15 protein-coding genes are annotated in these 17,537 nt (G+C 36.1%); 11 read left to right on the forward strand and 4 right to left on the reverse strand.

Annotated elements, in window-relative coordinates:
• Positions 1-7: 7 nt before the first annotated feature.
• Positions 8-208: a YlaI family protein gene (locus LCM23_RS16175; RefSeq protein WP_095369663.1), complete on the reverse strand. Its 201-nt coding sequence runs from the start codon at positions 206-208 to the stop codon at positions 8-10.
• 82 nt (positions 209-290) lie between these two features.
• Entirely contained in the window at positions 291-893 is a 603-nt protein-coding gene (locus LCM23_RS16180) for a YhcN/YlaJ family sporulation lipoprotein (RefSeq protein ID WP_224937872.1), read from the reverse strand.
• Positions 894-1,073: 180 nt separating this feature from the next.
• On the opposite strand from LCM23_RS16180, the gene LCM23_RS16185 reads away from it, so the two are divergent.
• Positions 1,074-2,420 (forward strand): PhoH family protein, encoded by a 1,347-nt coding sequence (locus LCM23_RS16185; RefSeq protein WP_263624283.1) that lies wholly within the window; start codon positions 1,074-1,076, stop codon positions 2,418-2,420.
• A 68-nt stretch (positions 2,421-2,488) separates the two neighbouring features.
• On the opposite strand, the gene LCM23_RS16190 is transcribed toward LCM23_RS16185, so the two are convergent.
• On the reverse strand, positions 2,489-2,986 hold the full coding sequence (locus LCM23_RS16190) for a peptidyl-prolyl cis-trans isomerase (RefSeq protein WP_224937873.1): 498 nt from the start codon (positions 2,984-2,986) through the stop codon (positions 2,489-2,491).
• Between the two features lie 145 nt (positions 2,987-3,131).
• Between LCM23_RS16190 and glsA the strand changes: the two genes are divergently transcribed.
• The 4 genes from glsA to pyc all read left to right on the forward strand — a co-directional run bounded on the left by glsA (position 3,132) and on the right by pyc (position 9,488).
• Entirely contained in the window at positions 3,132-4,070 is a 939-nt protein-coding gene (gene glsA / locus LCM23_RS16195; RefSeq protein WP_224937874.1) for a glutaminase A, read from the forward strand.
• Positions 4,071-4,163: 93 nt separating this feature from the next.
• Positions 4,164-4,445, forward strand: coding sequence for a YlaN family protein (locus tag LCM23_RS16200; protein ID WP_095369658.1), 282 nt, complete (start codon positions 4,164-4,166; stop codon positions 4,443-4,445).
• A 365-nt stretch (positions 4,446-4,810) separates the two neighbouring features.
• Positions 4,811-6,025, forward strand: coding sequence for an FtsW/RodA/SpoVE family cell cycle protein (locus tag LCM23_RS16205; protein ID WP_224937875.1), 1,215 nt, complete (start codon positions 4,811-4,813; stop codon positions 6,023-6,025).
• A gap of 19 nt (positions 6,026-6,044) precedes the next feature.
• The gene (gene pyc, locus LCM23_RS16210) at positions 6,045-9,488 is read left to right on the forward strand and encodes a pyruvate carboxylase (protein ID WP_224937876.1); all 3,444 of its coding nucleotides are present in this window, start codon (positions 6,045-6,047) and stop codon (positions 9,486-9,488) included.
• A 64-nt stretch (positions 9,489-9,552) separates the two neighbouring features.
• Here pyc and LCM23_RS16215 read toward each other — a convergent pair whose 3' ends face one another.
• Complete coding sequence (locus tag LCM23_RS16215; protein ID WP_095369655.1) at positions 9,553-10,512, reverse strand: COX15/CtaA family protein; 960 nt, start codon at positions 10,510-10,512, stop codon at positions 9,553-9,555.
• A gap of 1,054 nt (positions 10,513-11,566) precedes the next feature.
• Here LCM23_RS16215 and coxB point away from each other — a divergent pair.
• The 6 genes from coxB to LCM23_RS16245 all read left to right on the forward strand — a co-directional run bounded on the left by coxB (position 11,567) and on the right by LCM23_RS16245 (position 17,313).
• The gene (gene coxB, locus LCM23_RS16220; RefSeq protein ID WP_095369654.1) at positions 11,567-12,625 is read left to right on the forward strand and encodes a cytochrome c oxidase subunit II; all 1,059 of its coding nucleotides are present in this window, start codon (positions 11,567-11,569) and stop codon (positions 12,623-12,625) included.
• Positions 12,626-12,659: 34 nt separating this feature from the next.
• Positions 12,660-14,525, forward strand: a complete 1,866-nt coding sequence (gene ctaD / locus LCM23_RS16225; RefSeq protein WP_224937877.1) for a cytochrome c oxidase subunit I — start codon at positions 12,660-12,662, stop codon at positions 14,523-14,525.
• Positions 14,525-15,154 carry a cytochrome (ubi)quinol oxidase subunit III gene (locus LCM23_RS16230; protein WP_095369652.1) on the forward strand — a complete coding sequence of 210 codons (630 nt, stop codon included), beginning with the start codon at positions 14,525-14,527 and terminating at the stop codon, positions 15,152-15,154. The genes ctaD and LCM23_RS16230 overlap by 1 nt, the downstream gene beginning before the upstream one ends.
• 3 nt (positions 15,155-15,157) lie before the next feature.
• Complete coding sequence (gene ctaF, locus LCM23_RS16235; protein ID WP_095369651.1) at positions 15,158-15,490, forward strand: cytochrome c oxidase subunit IVB; 333 nt, start codon at positions 15,158-15,160, stop codon at positions 15,488-15,490.
• A gap of 268 nt (positions 15,491-15,758) precedes the next feature.
• A complete protein-coding gene (gene ctaG, locus LCM23_RS16240; RefSeq protein ID WP_224937878.1) occupies positions 15,759-16,661 on the forward strand; it encodes a cytochrome c oxidase assembly factor CtaG in 903 nt (300 codons plus the stop codon).
• A gap of 184 nt (positions 16,662-16,845) precedes the next feature.
• Complete coding sequence (locus LCM23_RS16245; RefSeq protein ID WP_095369649.1) at positions 16,846-17,313, forward strand: DUF420 domain-containing protein; 468 nt, start codon at positions 16,846-16,848, stop codon at positions 17,311-17,313.
• The last annotated feature ends 224 nt before the right edge of the window (positions 17,314-17,537 follow it).

Below are 17,537 nucleotides of genomic sequence, written 5' to 3' on the forward strand. Positions count from 1 at the left end.
TTTTAAATTACCATTCTTCTTCTTCTTGTTTACTTCTATACAATTTAAAGTTGCCTGTAGCTGCTCTTTCATTCGTCTTCGTAGTTATTCTGTCATTGCATTCAACACACATATATGTGTGAATAGGTCGGTTTCTTAATCGTTTTGCTTCATAAGATTCATTATCAATTGATTCAATTTTATCACAAATAACGCATTGTACTTTCATTTATATACATCCTTTTCTAATAAACAAGCATTTTCCTTATTATAAACTAGCTGTTTTTGAAATGAAAGGATGCTGTCGTGAATTACTTATGATAATTCGATTGTTCCTCTTGATGCTTATTTAATTTTTTTGATTCTGTTTCATTAAGCTGTTCTTTTGATTCTTCCGTTTCCTCTGATTTATTCGGTTCAATGATATCACCAGGTACTTCTGGCATCATTCGACCAGAAATATCAGCTAACTCATTTAAAACCCCTTTTATCGGATGGCCATTTTCCACATCCTCTTTTACTTCCTTAAGTCTGGCATATAAATCAGGATCGGCAATAATTACAGCATTCGCACCGTAGGGGTCATGCTTTAAGCTTTCAGCAACTGCATATTTTATCGAGCCAACCTCAGACCGCTCAACATCTTCATCAATATCAATACCTACGATGCAATAGTCACCTAATACGACAGCAGTTGCATCGTTCACACGACGATTATCAGAAGCTAATGTGGCTAAGTGCTTAGAAGTCTCTTGTCCAGTCAATACTTCTTGTTCAGATATGGTACTATTTTTTACATTAACTGTATGAGGTGTACCTTTCTCATTTTGTGAAGATTGTGCGTTATTTTGTGCACCACACCCCGTTAAGTTGAGTACGATAAATAATGATAGTAGAACGTGAAAGTACTTCATTATACTACCTCCATCAAGATTAAACTTTAAAAAAAGTAAATGTTTACAACTAGTGTGCGAAAGTTCTTCTATCTTTATGCGATAAATCATATATTTTAGCAAAGTTAGATTTGTCCATGTTGATATTGAAAATGTTGAAACTAACAAGCAATGAACTATTTATGCACTAATGTATTTCTAATGGCGGGAGGCATCGGGTTGAGTAAAATATACGTGTTAGATACAAATGTCTTATTGCAGGATCCAAATTCCATTTATTCTTTTGAGGATAATGAAGTCGTTATTCCAGCTGTGGTGTTAGAAGAGGTAGATTCGAAAAAAAGGTATATGGATGAAATTGGGAGGAATGCAAGGCAAGTATCAAGAATGATTGACAGTATGAGACAGTCCGGGAAATTGCATGAGCAAATCCTTCTTGAAAATGGTGGAAGCTTACGCATTGAACTAAACCATCGTTCTTTTCACCAGCTACAAGAAATTTTTGTTGAGAAAACGAACGATAATCGGATTTTGGCTGTCGCTAAGAACCTCTCATTAGAAGAAGAGACAAAAGAAGGTGGTAGACCAGTTATTCTTGTGAGTAAAGATGCGCTTGTAAGAGTAAAGGCAGATGCTATTGGTTTACTAAGCGAAGATTTTTTAAGCGATCGCGTGATTGAAAATGATCATATATATACAGGTTTTCTTGAAGTATATCTCCATTTAGATATGGTGAATGAATTTTACAGTCAAGGAGAATTATCACTAAATAAAGTAGGAAACCATTCATTCTATCCTAATCAATTTGTCATTCTAAAAGATGCGCTTGGTTCATCAGCTTCTGCACTTGGCATTGTTGATCAAACGAAAGGGAAATTGAAAAAACTTATTTTTGATTATGATCATATTTGGGGTATTAAACCAAGAAATGTACAACAAACGATGGCATTAGAACTGCTTTTACGCAGGGACTTGCCTCTTGTTACTTTAATTGGTAAAGCAGGAACTGGAAAGACGTTACTCGCGCTAGCTGCAGGCCTAATGCAGACTGAGGATTTAGGAGATTTCAAAAAGTTACTTGTCGCTAGACCAATTGTTCCAGTTGGTAAGGATTTAGGGTTCTTGCCAGGAGAAAAAGAAGAGAAATTACGGCCATGGATGCAACCGATTCATGATAATCTTGAATATTTATTTAATGTTAAGAAGCCAGGGGAATTAGATGCCATTTTGGCAGGAATGGGTTCAATTGAGGTTGAGGCTCTTTCTTATATAAGAGGGAGAAGTATACCTGACCAGTTTATTATTATTGACGAGGCACAAAATTTAACAAAGCATGAAGTAAAAACGATTTTAACAAGAGTTGGTGAGGGTAGTAAGATTGTCTTAATGGGGGATCCTGAACAAATTGACCATCCATATTTAGATGCCTATAATAATGGTCTTACTTACGTTGTCGAAAAGTTTAAAGATCAGAAGATTGCCGGCCATTCCAAATTGATTAAAGGTGAAAGGTCAGGGCTAGCTCAACTCGCTGCTGATATCTTATAAGGATACTCTTAAATACTTCTATAAAAAAAGACTGAACGAGCATAGTTGCTCTCGATTCAGTCTTTTTTTTATATAATATGGAAATCTTGTACGTTTTTAATCGGCTGTAGGCGATTGCTTCCATCTTTATAATAAATATGCACTGGACCATCTTCTTTCAATGGTTTACCCTTTAAAGAAAAGGCGAGAATGAGGTTTTCTGCCTCTGTCATAGGGATACTGACTGTTTCATTCTCACAATGTACTTCTATTGTCCTCGATCCACTATTTGGCTCAGCATTTGTAAGAAAAGGCAAGAAGGGAATCCCAAAAGTACCGGTTAAGACACGAACCTTTTCAAATTTCTTTTCTGTTTTAAGTGTTGGTGGGTAAACGGCACCTTCCATTATTTCACGATCCCAATGTTTAGAGGCTGCTTTCGTATATTCCTCCTTTTCATTCGGTAATTCTTCTTGATTCTCAAAATATGTATCAAGGTCAATTTTTCGGTCATCAAAAATCCATACACTTGGATCGAGTGTAATTGTATATTTGACGTTACCTGTAATATGGATGATATCCTTCATTTGTCATACCCCCTGCTTGTGTCACTAATATCTAATGTTCCTTATAAAGTATAACGCTTTTAACTGCAAATGTCATTTCAACTCGCATGGAATGTTACTAAATGTATTAAACTATAAGGAAATATTGAAGGAGAGTAGGGGAGTTATGGGTTGTCAGACTGATCAAGAATTGTTAGGAATAATTGAACGAGTGAAACCGCTTGTGGCTAAAGGTAAAGTAGCAGATTATATCCCGGCTTTGAAGGCTGCTGATCAGTCAAATGTTTCAGCAGCTGTCTTTCATATTACTCGAGGTAGTGATGTTTGTGTTTCAGCTGGAGATATTGAACAAAAGTTCACATTACAAAGTATTTCAAAAGTGCTTGTTCTAGCACTAGCATTAATTGATCAAGGATACACAAATGTATTTCAAAAAGTAGGTATGGAACCAACTGGGGATCCTTATAATTCAATGATTAAGCTTGAGACGAGCTCACACTCTAAACCTCTGAACCCAATGATTAATGCAGGAGCTTTGGCGGTTACAAGCATGGTAAATGGAAATTCTCCCGATGAGAGATGGCACCGTATTCTCCACTTTGTCCAATGCTTATTAGGGGGTAAAGCCATTGGTTACAATAAAGAGGTGGCAGATTCGGAATATAAGACAACAGACTTAAATCGTTCATTATGTTATTTTATGAAACAACATGGAGTGATTGATGGAGATGTTGATGAGTTAATTGATATTTATACGAAACAATGCGCGATTGAAATGAATTGTTTAGATTTGTCAAGAATAGCAGCAGTATTTGCCAATAATGGCCGTGATCCGCAATCAGGAAACATATTAATTGAGGAGGAAATTGCAAGAATATGCAAAACATTCATGGTAACTTGCGGTATGTATAATGCTTCAGGTGAGTTTGCAATCAAAGTGGGAATTCCTGCGAAAAGTGGTGTATCGGGTGGTATAATGGCAGTTGTGCCAGGGAAGTTAGGAATAGGCATTTTCTCTCCTGCACTAGATGAGAGAGGGAATAGTATTGCCGGTGCAGAAATTTTGAAGATTATGGCAGAGGAATATCATTTTAGTATTTTTTAATCAGCGGATATCCCTGATTATCCTTGCTTTTTTTTTCACTTAAGTTTAAAATTTATAGATAGGATAATCGCTCGGAAACGGGGGGATTGAAAGTTGGCTTCTGAAATGGTTATTGATCATAAAGAAAGAGCTAATGCTCTATTACAAGCAGATGCTGAAAAAATATTAAAATTAATCAAAGTCCAAATGGATAATTTGACTATGCCTCAATGTCCATTATACGAAGAAGTACTTGATACGCAGATGTTTGGCTTATCTCGTGAAATTGATTTTGCTGTGAGACTTGGATTAATTGCTGATAAAGATGGAAAAGAAATTCTTGATAAACTTGAGAGAGAATTATCCATTCTACATGAAGCATCAGTAAAAAAATAAAACATATTAAAAACTCAAGCTAAGAATATTAGCTTGAGTTTTTTTGTTTGTTAAAAATTGGTTAAGAGAAGAATAGAGAAAAAATAGAAAAAATATATGTTATGCTGCTTTAAAATTAATAGTCAATATTATGCTAATCTATACAATTGATTCTACGAATTAAGCATATATAGTAGACAAAAAGATAATTATGATGTATAAATATATTAATTAGTATGTCACATTAGATAGAATCATACAGAACAATGATCTAATCATTTAACGCGTTACGTTTTAATTACATTCCTTTTTATCTTTATTTTGGCAGGAAAATCAATGCTATAGTAGAATAAATATACTACTTAAGAGAATAAAGGAAGAGGCATATGTTTAAAAAAATTCTAAAATCTTATGATTATTCATTGATCGTTGTATTAGGTCTGCTATGTATATTTGGACTGGTTATGGTCTATAGTTCAAGCATGGTGACTGCTGTCCAACATAATGGAGTTGCTAGTGACTACTTTTATGATAAACAAAGAACACATTTAATTCTTGGTACGATTGCGTTTATTGTTGCTGCCCTATTCCCATATAAAGCTTATAAAAGTAACAAGTTTCTCATTCCAATCGTCTTCTTTTCATTTTTTGGTTTGTTACTTGTATCGATTATCGGGAACGCGGTTAATAACGCACAAAGCTGGATTGATTTAGGTACCCGTTCTATTCAACCATCGGAGTTTGTAAAGGTTATTGTTATTGTTTATTTGTCTGCTGTTTATGCAAAGAAACAATCGTATATTAATGAATTTAATAAGGGTGTTGTACCACCGCTTGTTTATTTGATTCTCGTTTGTGGCCTGATTGCGATGGAACCAGATTATGGAACGGCAGGAATTATCTTTTTAATTGGTCTAGCGATTATTTTATCTTCTGGTATGAATATGAAAAACCTTTTAAAATTAGCTGGTATTGGTGCTATTTTTTTAGTTCCAATCATGCTTATTTTAAGAGATAAAATCTTTACAGATACTAGGCTAGCAAGATTCGATTTCCTACATCCGTTTGAAGCTGAAGGGGGATATCAATTGTCCAACGCATTTATCGCCCTTGGTAATGGTGGATTAACCGGTTTAGGATTAGGACAAAGTATTCAAAAAATGGGCTACTTACCAGAAGCTCATACAGATTTTATTATGGCTGTTATCGTTGAAGAACTGGGTGTTTTTGGTGTGATGTTTGTGCTTTTTGCTTTAGGCTTCATCGTACTAAAAGGCATATTCGTCGCACTCAAGTGTAAAGATGCATTTGGAAGTTTATTAGCTATAGGTGTTTCTAGTATGATTGGCATTCAAGCATTTATTAACCTTGGCGGTATATCAGGAGTCATTCCTTTAACTGGGGTGCCTTTGCCTTTTATAAGCTATGGTGGATCATCCTTATTAGTACTTATGGTTTCAATGGGCATTTTAGTGAATGTATCAATGTTTGTAAACTATGAAAAGAAATATAAAGAAAAAGAAGAACAAGATGTAACGACTGACAAACCAGTAAATACAACAGCAAGTATGGGTGGTCGTTTTACATATAATAGACGATAAAAATATACGGGGTGTTATTATGGGTCAAAAGATTAGTAAGGTATTAGTCGCCAATCGAGGAGAAATTGCCATTCGTGTTTTTCGTGCCTGTACGGAATTAAATATCCGTACAGTTGCGATCTATTCAAAGGAAGACTCAGGGTCGTATCATAGATACAAAGCAGATGAAGCATACCTTGTTGGTGAAGGTAAGAAGCCGATTGATGCTTACCTCGATATCGAGGGTATCCTTAAAATCGCAAAAGATAGCGGAGTTGACGCGATTCATCCTGGTTATGGCTTCTTATCAGAAAATATTCAGTTTGCTAGAAGATGTGAAGAGGAAGGTATTAAGTTTATTGGGCCTGAATCTAAACATTTGAATATGTTTGGAGATAAAGTAAAGGCGCGGTCACAAGCCCAAAGTGCGAATATTCCGGTTATTCCTGGTTCTGATGGTCCTGTGCAAGCTGTTGAAGAAGTAGAACAATTCGGAAGAGATTACGGCTACCCAATTATTATTAAAGCCTCGCTTGGTGGTGGCGGTCGTGGAATGAGGATAGTTAACAGTGGCGAGGAAGTGAGAGAAGCCTATAATCGCGCGAAATCTGAAGCGAAAGCGGCGTTCGGTAATGATGAAGTGTATGTCGAAAAATTCGTGCAAAATCCGAAACATATAGAAGTGCAAATCATTGGGGACCAACATGGTAATATTATTCACCTGTTTGAAAGGGATTGTTCTGTACAAAGACGTCACCAAAAAGTTGTCGAAGTCGCACCATGTGTATCGTTAGATGAGGAATTAAGAGGACGTATTTGCGAGGCAGCCGTACAATTAATGAAGAACGTCGATTATATTAATGCTGGAACAGTTGAGTTCCTTGTTTCAGGAGAAGAGTTTTATTTCATTGAAGTAAATCCTCGTGTCCAAGTTGAACATACAATCACTGAAATGATAACTGGTATTGATATCGTGCAAACACAAATTTTAGTTGCTGAAGGATATGGATTACACAGTGAAAAAATTGGTATACCAGATCAAGCAGATATCAAAACAATGGGATATGCGATTCAATCTCGTGTAACGACAGAAGATCCTTTGAACAATTTTATGCCTGATACAGGAAGACTAATGGCTTATCGTAGTGGTGGAGGGTTTGGTGTTCGTCAAGATGCAGGTAATGCTTACCAAGGTGCAGTAATCACACCACATTATGATTCTTTATTGGTGAAACTTTCAACTCATGCAATTACCTTTGAACAAGCTGCATCAAAAATGGTAAGAAATTTACAAGAATTTAGAATCAGAGGGATAAAAACCAATATTCCGTTTTTAGAGAATGTTGTTAAACATAAAAACTTTTTGACAGGTGAATATGATACATCTTTTATTGATCGTACACCGGAACTGTTTATTTTCCCAAAAAGAAAAGACCGTGGAACAAAAATGCTATCATACATCGGTAATGTAACTGTTAATGGTTTCCCTGGAATCGAAAAGCAGAAGAAGCCAGCATTTGATCAACCAAGAATGCCTAAAATTATTTTACCTAATGAGTATCAGTCTGGTACAAAGCAAGTACTTGAAGAACGTGGTGCAGAAGGGCTTGTGTCATGGATTAAGGAACAAAAGAATGTTCTATTAACAGATACGACGTTTAGAGATGCTCATCAATCCTTACTAGCGACAAGAGTTCGAACAAAGGATTTACAAAATATTGCTGAACCGACGGCAAAACTACTACCGCAAATGTTTTCTTCAGAGATGTGGGGCGGTGCGACTTTTGATGTGGCTTATCGCTTTTTGAAAGAAGATCCTTGGGAAAGATTATTAACATTACGTCAGAAGATGCCAAATATTCTCTTACAAATGTTGTTAAGGGCTTCTAATGCTGTTGGTTATAAAAACTATGCGGACAATGTTATTCAAGAGTTTGTAGAAAAGTCAGCACATGCAGGTATCGATGTCTTCCGAATTTTCGATAGTTTAAACTGGGTAAAAGGTATGGAGGTAGCAATTGATGCTGTTAGACAGACAGGCAAAATCGCTGAGGCAGCCATTTGTTATACAGGTGATATTTCTGATAAAACAAGAAAGAAATATGATCTAGCGTATTATAAAGAGTTGGCTAAAGAACTCGAACATCAAGGTGCTCATATTTTAGGGATTAAGGATATGGCTGGATTATTGAAGCCTCAATCAGCCTATGAGCTCATTTCAGAATTGAAAGAAACGGTAGATATTCCTATTCATTTGCATACGCATGATACTAGTGGCAACGGAATTTTCACTTATGCAAAAGCAATCGAGGCGGGCGTTGATATTGTTGATGTTGCCTTAAGTACGATGGCTGGATTAACATCACAACCTAGTGCAAATACATTATACTACGCGTTAGAAGGTTCAGAAAGACAACCTGAGATGAGTGTGGATGCATTAGAACAACTATCCTATTATTGGGAAGATGTACGTAAATATTATCAAGAATTTGAAAGTGGTATGAAAGCACCTCATACAGAAATTTATCAACATGAAATGCCTGGAGGGCAATATAGTAACCTACAACAACAGGCAAAAGCAGTTGGATTAGGGGAGAAATGGGATGATGTAAAAGGGATGTATTCCCGCGTCAATCAAATGTTTGGTGATATTGTCAAAGTTACACCGTCATCAAAAGTTGTAGGAGATATGGCTCTATACATGGTACAAAATCAATTAGATGAAGAAGCGGTCATTCAAAAAGGTGCTTCACTAGACTTCCCTGATTCTGTTGTCGAGCTGTTTGAAGGTTATTTAGGACAACCGTATCAAGGATTCCCTAAAGATTTACAAAAGGCGATATTGAAAAATAGAGAAGCCATCACTGTTAGACCTGGAGAGCTGCTAGAACATGTTGATTTTGAAGAAATAAAAGCGACATTATATAAAGAGTTAGGTAGAGAAGTGACAAGCTTTGATGCAATTGCCTATGCACTTTATCCTAAGGTATTTATGGACTACCACAAAACATATACGCAATTTGGTGATGTTTCTGTTCTTGATACCCCTACATTCTTATACGGTATGAACTTAGGTGAAGAAATTGAAGTGGAAATTGAAAAAGGAAAAACGCTTATTGTTAAATTAGTGTCAATTGGTCAAGCGCGGGCAGATGGAACGAGAGTGATTTATTTCGAACTAAATGGACAACCTCGTGAAGTGGTGATAAAAGATGAAAGTATTAAATCTTCCGTTGCAACGAAAGTAAAAGCAGACCCCCACAATGAAACACATATTGCTGCGACAATGCCTGGAACAGTTATTAAGGCAGTAGTAAACAAGGGGGACATCGTTAATCAAGGTGATCACTTGATGATTACTGAGGCGATGAAAATGGAAACAACTGTACAAGCTCCATTTACAGGTACGGTAAAAGAAATTTATGCAGCTGATGGTGAATCGATTGCTACTGGTGATCTTTTAATTGAATTAGCGCGATCATAATAAAAAAACTTTTCCTCTTAAATAGAGGAAAAGTTTTTTTGCTTACTTTCAATCAAATAAAAACTTATGATAATGGAACGTTTTTGTCTTTTTTATTGTCCGTTTTCTTTGATTGAGTCAATTCATTCGCTTTGCTTCGTGTTGTGAGAAGGATAAAGTAGCTTAACACCCCAAACAAGCAAGAAATAAAAAATGCATGGGCGAGCGCAATGTACAAGTTTAATTGGGTAATTACAACTAGTGCGCCAGCAATGACTTGTAAACTGACTAAAATAAACGAGATAATCCAGCCGATATAAATGACTGGCTGATGCTTATAATGTTTCAGTGCCAGTATCATGATATAGGTAATCCAAATAAATATGAAACCAGCTGCTGCACGATGTCCCATCTGAATCCATTCATACATATTTAGCGGAAGACCGATGGCGTCATTTCTACAGAATGGCCAATCGATACAAACGAGACTAGCATTTACATGTCGTACAAGCGCACCTGTATAAACAACGATATAACTGTAGAGTGTAACCCCGATAATGTGGCGCTTCATTCGTTGATCGAGAACAAGTTTTTCTGCTTGGAACTTCTTATCCACTTCGAAAATTAACAAAGTAAGTAATAGAACAGCGGCAAATGATATTAATGAAATACCGAAATGGAGTGCCATCACAAAATCAGATTGTCCCCACATGACTGCAGCTGCACCGATGAGTGCTTGCAATACTAGAAAGATGACAGATGAAATGGCTAGAAATTTAGTTTCTCTTACATGACCAATCTTTTTCCATGACCAAATGGCTAAAATTAGAACCATAAATCCGACAGAACCTGAAACAAGTCTATGCGCGAGCTCAATAATTAATTCGGGTGAAATATTGCTTGGGATAAATTCACCGTGACATAATGGCCATGATGCCCCGCAGCCGTCTCCCGAATCTGTCTTTGTAACTAATGCCCCGCCTAATAGAATGAGTAGCATGCCTATTGTTGTTAGGACAGCAAACCATTTTAATGATCGTTGCAAATCTTTCACCTTCTTCTGAATGTATAGGTATGTATGAGCGCTATGGCTATAAGAATATAAGGTTTACGCCACGCGTGATTATACTTATAGATACCATTTAAATGCTGATATTTGTCATAATGTATAACCAAATAATTGTGTTCATTTATGTTTATTTACTTCGTTTAAATCGGATAAGTTGTAATTGAACTAAATGTGAAAAAAATACGTCTATGTATACTCACTTTTTTGATACTACAGGATTCATCAAAATATTACAATACTTATAAAAATTCTTCCGTATTCATCCTTATTTCCCTTGAAAACATAAGTTTTGTCTGCTAGAAATATAGTTGTCATGTAAATATTTCTAAAAAGCTTAAGTTGTGTGATTACCTTAATTTATCATTTAATGAAAAAATTATTAACTTAATTATCTCAGAAAAGTGATGAATATATAATGAAAAACAAACTTCTGACACAAATTAGTCATAATTAATTCTAGAAAATTTCACAAAATAACTAAAAAATGTGATTTAATATACAGTGAATGCATCACACTTGTTTTGTGTGGAATTGTCAATGATTTGGAATTAATTTTAACTGCTTTAGTGAATTTAATGACAAATATGGTAATGTAAACTAATTTGCTTTATAGTGGAGATAGTGCTTAACTTTTAATCTGTCATTAAATGCTTTCCAGTATCACATACTAAAAGGAAATAGGATGAAAACGAAAAAATAGCTTGAAATCTGTCTAAGATTTTTTTAATAATCTGGATATTATGTTTACTCATAAATACATAACAAACACAAAGAGATTACTTACATATTTAAAAAGTGAACATAATAGTAAGGAAGACAAGCTTTTTAAGAAAGTTGTTTTCTAAGATAGGAATACCTTTTCCAAAGTTTGTAACAATATGATTAGAAGTATGTGTTGGGCTTTACTTAATTTTACTGGTGGAGTAGCTCATTTTTCATTTGTTGGGAGATTCTCTCTTGTTGAGAGATTTATCCATATTAAGTTTTAGCACTCAAAGAAATTTTCACGAAAGAGGGGTATGAATAAGCTATGAAAAGGCTTGCAAAAGGGCGTCTGCTATTTATGTTAGCTGTAACGACGTTATTTCTAGCCGGCTGTGGTGAGCCATTTATATCGGCACTACAACCAGCGGGTGAAGTTGCGCAAACACAATATGACCTTATGCTATTGAGTACATTCATTATGGTTGGTGTCATTATTGTCGTGACAGTCATTTTCCTTATCGTACTGTTTAAGTTTCGTCGTAAAGACGATAAGATCCCTAAACAAGTTGAAGGAAGTCACAAATTAGAGATTATCTGGACTGTTATACCAATTTTATTACTTCTAGTTTTAGCTGTACCGACTGTTGCAGCTACGTTTGACTTAGCTGATGTTTCTCCTATGGAAGATAAGAATGAAGAGGGGAAAACAGATGTAACGGTGGTAAATGTTAAAGCGAATCTTTATTGGTGGGAGTTCGAATATCCGAATCAAGGTATCGTAACTAGTCAGGAGCTAGTGGTTCCTACTGACGAAAAAGTATATTTCAATCTACTATCAACAGATGTGAAACACTCATTCTGGATTCCAGCTGCTGGTGGTAAGCTTGATACCAATACTGAAAATACGAATAAGTTTTGGTTAGAATTTGATAGTAAAAAAGCTGATGAAGTAGGTAATATTTTTTATGGGAAATGTGCTGAGCTTTGCGGACCATCACATGCATTAATGGACTTTAAAGTAAAAGCTATTTCAAAAGATGATTTTGATGCTTGGGCTGAAGACTTGGCTTCTATGGAAGAAGCAGCTCAACCTGAAACTGCGTCTGCAGAACAAGGGCAAGAAATCTTTAATCAAAGCTGTATTGGGTGTCATGCAGTTACGCCTACAGGAGCAAATGCTGTTGGTCCTAACTTGACAACTTTTGGTGACCGTACGCATATAGCTGGATACTTAGAGCATACAGAAGAGAATCTGAAAGCTTGGATAAAAGATCCAGAAGAATTTAAGCCTGGAAATAAAATGACAGGTCAGTATGGTGACCTTTCAGATGAAGAAATCGATGCATTAACAGATTACTTAATGGGCCTTAAAGTTGAGGATTGATAAGGCGATTTGCGTTTAAGAAGGAGGTAAAATTGTGAGTACCTATGCTCAGAAAAAAGGTGTTGGCGCCGTTTTATGGGATTACTTAACAACTGTTGACCATAAAAAAATTGCCATCCTTTATCTAATTGCTGGTGGATTTTTCTTCCTAGTCGGTGGACTAGAGGCAATGTTTATCCGTATCCAGCTAGCCGTACCAGGCAATGATTTTGTAAGTGCTGGAGTATACAATGAAATACTCACTATGCACGGTACAACAATGATTTTCTTGGCAGCGATGCCGTTGATATTCGCATTTATGAATGCGGTTATGCCACTACAAATTGGGGCACGCGATGTTGCATTCCCTTTCCTTAACTCTCTAGGGTTCTGGTTGTTTTTCTTTGGTGGTGTATTCCTAAACCTTTCGTGGTTTTTAGGAGGAGCTCCTGATGCTGGTTGGACTTCTTATGCGTCCCTTTCACTTGCGTCAGAAGGTCACGGGATAGATTTTTACGTATTAGGATTACAAATCTCAGGTGCGGGTACATTAATAGGGGGGATTAACTTCCTCGTAACGATTATTAATATGCGTGCACCAGGAATGACTTATATGCGTATGCCGTTATTTACATGGACAACGTTTGTAACGTCAGCATTAATACTATTTGCATTCCCTCCACTAACTGTGGCACTTTTCTTAATGCTTTTTGATCGTTTATTTGGAGGAAATTTCTTTAACCCAGATATGGGTGGTAACACAATTATTTGGGAGCATTTATTCTGGATCTTTGGACACCCAGAAGTTTATATCTTAGTATTACCAGCTTTTGGTATCTTTTCGGAAATCTTTGCGATTTTCTCAAGAAAAAGATTGTTTGGTTATTCATCAATGGTTTTCGCTACCGTGTTAATCGGGTTTTTAGGTTTCATGGTATGGGCTCACCATATGTTTACAACTGGATTAGGTCCGATCGCTAATGCCATTTTCTCTGTGGCGACAATGGCAATCGCTGTTCCGACGGGGATTAAAATATTTAACTGGCTCTTTACAATGTGGGGCGGTAGCATTAAATTTACAACCCCAATGTTGTATGCGATTGCGTTTATACCAACCTTTACAATGGGTGGAGTAACAGGTGTTATGCTTGCGTCAGCTGCACAGGATTATCAGTACCATGATAGTTACTTTGTTGTTGCTCACTTCCATTATGTTATCGTTGGTGGAGTTGTCTTCGCATTACTTGGCGGTTTACATCTATATTGGCCGAAGATGTTTGGCACAATGTTGAATGAAGCCCTTGGAAAAGTAACATTCTGGTTATTTTTAATTGGGTTCCATTTAACCTTCTTTATTCAACATTTCTTAGGTTTAATGGGGATGCCGCGTCGTATCTTTACGTTTAACGAAGGTCAAGGGTTTGAAACTGCGAACTTGGTAAGTACTGTTGGTGCCTTCTTTATGGCGGTAGCAACAATCGTATTATTAATTAATGTGGTTATGACCATTGCGAAGAATAAAAAAGTTGGTGGCGATCCATGGGGTGACGGACGTACACTTGAATGGGCAATACCATCACCACCACCGTTTTATAACTTTAAACAGCTTCCACTTGTACGTGGTTTAGATCCTTACTGGATTGAGAAAATGGAAGGTAATAAAGAGATGACTCCGGCTGAGCCAATAGGAGACATCCATATGCCTAACAATTCATTCGTTCCATTTGTTATTTCCGTAGGATTGTTTATCGCTGCATTTGGTGCAATGTACCATAATGAACATTCATGGGGCATCCCAGTACTTATTATCGGCATGTTGGTTGTCTTTGGTTCTATGTTCTTTAGATCAGTGAAAGATGACCACGGATATCATATTCATAAAGAGGAATTAATGGATGATGATAAAGGGGGTAAGGCATAATGAAGGCAGATGAAAAATTCACATATGAAACATGGCCTGCAGCGCCTGAAAAGCAAACCCTCGACGGAAAGAATAAATTTTTAGGTTTCTGGCTATTCCTTGGTGGTGAAACTGTTTTATTTGCGACTTTATTTGCAACTTATTTAGCATTAAAGGATCGTGTACCAAACAGTGACCATTATTTAGCAAAAGACCTTTTTGAAATACCATTAGTGTTTGTTATGACAATGTTGTTATTAACAAGCTCACTAACTAGTGTTTATGCAATGTACCATATGAAGAATTTCAACTTCAAAAAAATGCAGTTATGGTTAGGCATTACCGTATTACTCGGTTTAGCTTTCCTTGGTTTAGAAGTTTACGAATTCAACCATTATGTACATGAATACCATCATACATTTACAAGTTCAGCATTTGGTACAGCTTTCTACACACTTGTTGGCTTCCATGGTGGTCACGTTGCATTTGGTCTTGCATGGATCATTACATTAATGGTACGTAATGCAAAACGTGGATTAGACCTTTATACAGCACCAAAGTTTTATGTTGCAAGTTTATACTGGCACTTTATTGATGTTGTATGGGTGTTTATCTTTACGGTTGTATATTTAATGGGAATGGTGGGATAACTGATGGCAAATGAAGAATTAAACTCAGGTAACCCAAAAGTTGACATTGAATATCGTCGCAGAAAAAGCGCAGAGGAAATGAGATATCAGGTTGTTTCATTTGCCATGATGATCTTTTTAACATTTGTGGCTTTCATTGCTGTTGGCTATGATATTTCCGGATGGTTTACCATTCCGTTTATCTTAGTTCTAGCAATCGTTCAAGTAGGCTTCCAACTATATTATTTCATGCATATGAGCCATAAAGGACATGAAGCTCCTGCATTGTTCCTGTATTCAGGTGTCTTTGTAGCTTTCATTACTCTGCTGGCATTCATGACAATTATTTGGTGGTAAAAATGAAAAACGACTGATAAATTTCAGTCGTTTTTTTGTGTGTTAAAAATGGTCAAAATAGATTGCTTAGTAATTCATGTAATAGATAATAACCAAATTGAGCTACAATTCTTAAAAATTTATGACAGTTACAACAATCAAGGTAAGATGTTGACACCGATTCCATAAAGTGGGTTGCCACGGTCTTTAAGACAAGCGTATAATAGACATTGATATCAGAAACAATAATGATGGCCTGTAGTATTACATAAAATGAGGTGACGTAAGAATGCCACTTAGTATTTTTGGATTTAGAGCATTATGGAGTCCGTATTTTTTTCTAGCATTGGTCTTGTTGTTAATTTTGTATTTTTTAGTGACCGTTAAGTTTCGCCACCGTTTTGCAAATAGTGAACCATTACATAAGAAAGAAGCGCTATTCTTCTCAAGTGCAATCTTAGTCTTATATTTGATTAAGGGTTCTCCGCTTGATCTAATGGGACATTTGATGTTTTATGCACATATGATTCAAATGGGTGTACTCTATTTAGTTGTGCCAATCTTGTTTATTTACGGAATTCCTAAATGGATGTGGCGTTCTTTTATTGCCTTACCAATCGTAAAACCATTGTTTCGCTTTTTTACAAAACCATTAATTGCTTTAATCTTTTTTAATGGCTTATTTTCTTTTTACCATATCCCGTTAATTTTTGATGTAATTAAAGTAGATATGACTTTGCATACAGTTTATACAATTATCTTATTTCTCTTTGCTATATGTATGTGGTGGCCACTTATCACACCGTTACCTGAGCAGCAAAGAATAAGTGGGCTAAAAAAAGTCGGTTATATTTTTGCAGATGGTATTCTATTAACACCGGCTTGTGCACTGATCATATTTGCAGACGCACCGATGTATGCAACGTATTCTGATCCACATGCATGGGGACAAGCATTAGCTCTCTGTGTTCCCACAGGAACCCTCGCAGGATTAAATTTAAGTGGACCAGAAATGTTTAATAGTATGTCTCTACTGCATGATCAGCAGTTAGGCGGCGTTATTATGAAAATTATACAGGAAATTGTTTATGGCTATGTTTTGGCGCTTGTATTTTTTGAATGGTATCGCAAAGAACAGTCAGATGAGAAAGAAGCTGAAAATCAGCTCATGAACCCAAGAACAGTGGAATAAATCTCGAGCCTACCTAGCTACTAAGGTAGGCTCCATTTTTGAACAATTAAAGAACTTTTACGAAAACCATTCAATCATGATTGAAAAAGAAGGAATACTTTTATAAAATGAGCATAGCTTCTTCATGTAATTACATGAAGGATAAAGTACATATAGGAAGTTTGATAAGAGAAAGGAAGTTACCATGGAGCATTCATTGCCTGTCTTACCAACAATCAGTACAACCTTTATCGTGTTAAGTGCCATTATGGTGGCAATTGGTTGGGTTCAAATTAGTAAGAGAAAAATTGACGCACATAAAAAATCGATGACATTAGCTGGCATTTTTGCCATCATATTCTTTATTATTTATGCTAGTCGAACAATCTTTATCGGAAATACATCATTTGGTGGCCCTGATGATATAAAAATTTATTATACCCTTTTTCTTGTCTTTCATATTACATTGGCGACATCAGGAGCGGTACTTGGAATCATTAACTTGTATACGGGATATAAGAATAAGTTAAAGCTTCATAGAAAGATCGGTCCCTTTACAAGTATTATTTGGTTTGCTACTGCCATTACGGGGGTAGCCGTTTATTTACTACTATATGTTTTTTATCATGGCGGAGAAACAACTTCATTAATCAAAGCGATATTCGGATTCTAAAAAGTCCAAAATAATGCAAGTCCGAGCTTATTCGAGTGCTAGTATCATTCGAATATGTTCGGACTTTTTTTACTTGTATTTCCATGTCAATACATAGTAATACATAAAACTTTAGATGGAGAAAGAATAAATGAGAATAAAGGAAGTGACCCCATCAAATAGTAAGAAAAAAGTAGATTTTGGGCACCTGTTTAAAGAGTACTTTTTGTAGACATAGCAGAACA

This window comes from Cytobacillus kochii (assembly GCF_020171845.1).
GTDB lineage: Bacteria > Bacillota > Bacilli > Bacillales > Cytobacillaceae > Cytobacillus > Cytobacillus kochii.

Excerpts from the sequence above, each read along its gene's own strand:
- LCM23_RS16175 (WP_095369663.1), bottom strand. The coding sequence starts at position 208 with ATGAAAGTACAATGCGTTATTTGTGATAAAATTGAATCAATTGATAAT.
- LCM23_RS16180 (WP_224937872.1), bottom strand. The coding sequence starts at position 893 with ATGAAGTACTTTCACGTTCTACTATCATTATTTATCGTACTCAACTTA.
- LCM23_RS16185 (WP_263624283.1), top strand. The coding sequence starts at position 1,074 with ATGGCGGGAGGCATCGGGTTGAGTAAAATATACGTGTTAGATACAAAT.
- LCM23_RS16190 (WP_224937873.1), bottom strand. The coding sequence starts at position 2,986 with ATGAAGGATATCATCCATATTACAGGTAACGTCAAATATACAATTACA.
- glsA (WP_224937874.1), top strand. The coding sequence starts at position 3,132 with ATGGGTTGTCAGACTGATCAAGAATTGTTAGGAATAATTGAACGAGTG.
- LCM23_RS16205 (WP_224937875.1), top strand. The coding sequence starts at position 4,811 with ATGTTTAAAAAAATTCTAAAATCTTATGATTATTCATTGATCGTTGTA.
- pyc (WP_224937876.1), top strand. The coding sequence starts at position 6,045 with ATGGGTCAAAAGATTAGTAAGGTATTAGTCGCCAATCGAGGAGAAATT.
- coxB (WP_095369654.1), top strand. The coding sequence starts at position 11,567 with ATGAAAAGGCTTGCAAAAGGGCGTCTGCTATTTATGTTAGCTGTAACG.
- LCM23_RS16230 (WP_095369652.1), top strand. The coding sequence starts at position 14,525 with ATGAAGGCAGATGAAAAATTCACATATGAAACATGGCCTGCAGCGCCT.
- ctaF (WP_095369651.1), top strand. The coding sequence starts at position 15,158 with ATGGCAAATGAAGAATTAAACTCAGGTAACCCAAAAGTTGACATTGAA.
- ctaG (WP_224937878.1), top strand. The coding sequence starts at position 15,759 with ATGCCACTTAGTATTTTTGGATTTAGAGCATTATGGAGTCCGTATTTT.
- LCM23_RS16245 (WP_095369649.1), top strand. The coding sequence starts at position 16,846 with ATGGAGCATTCATTGCCTGTCTTACCAACAATCAGTACAACCTTTATC.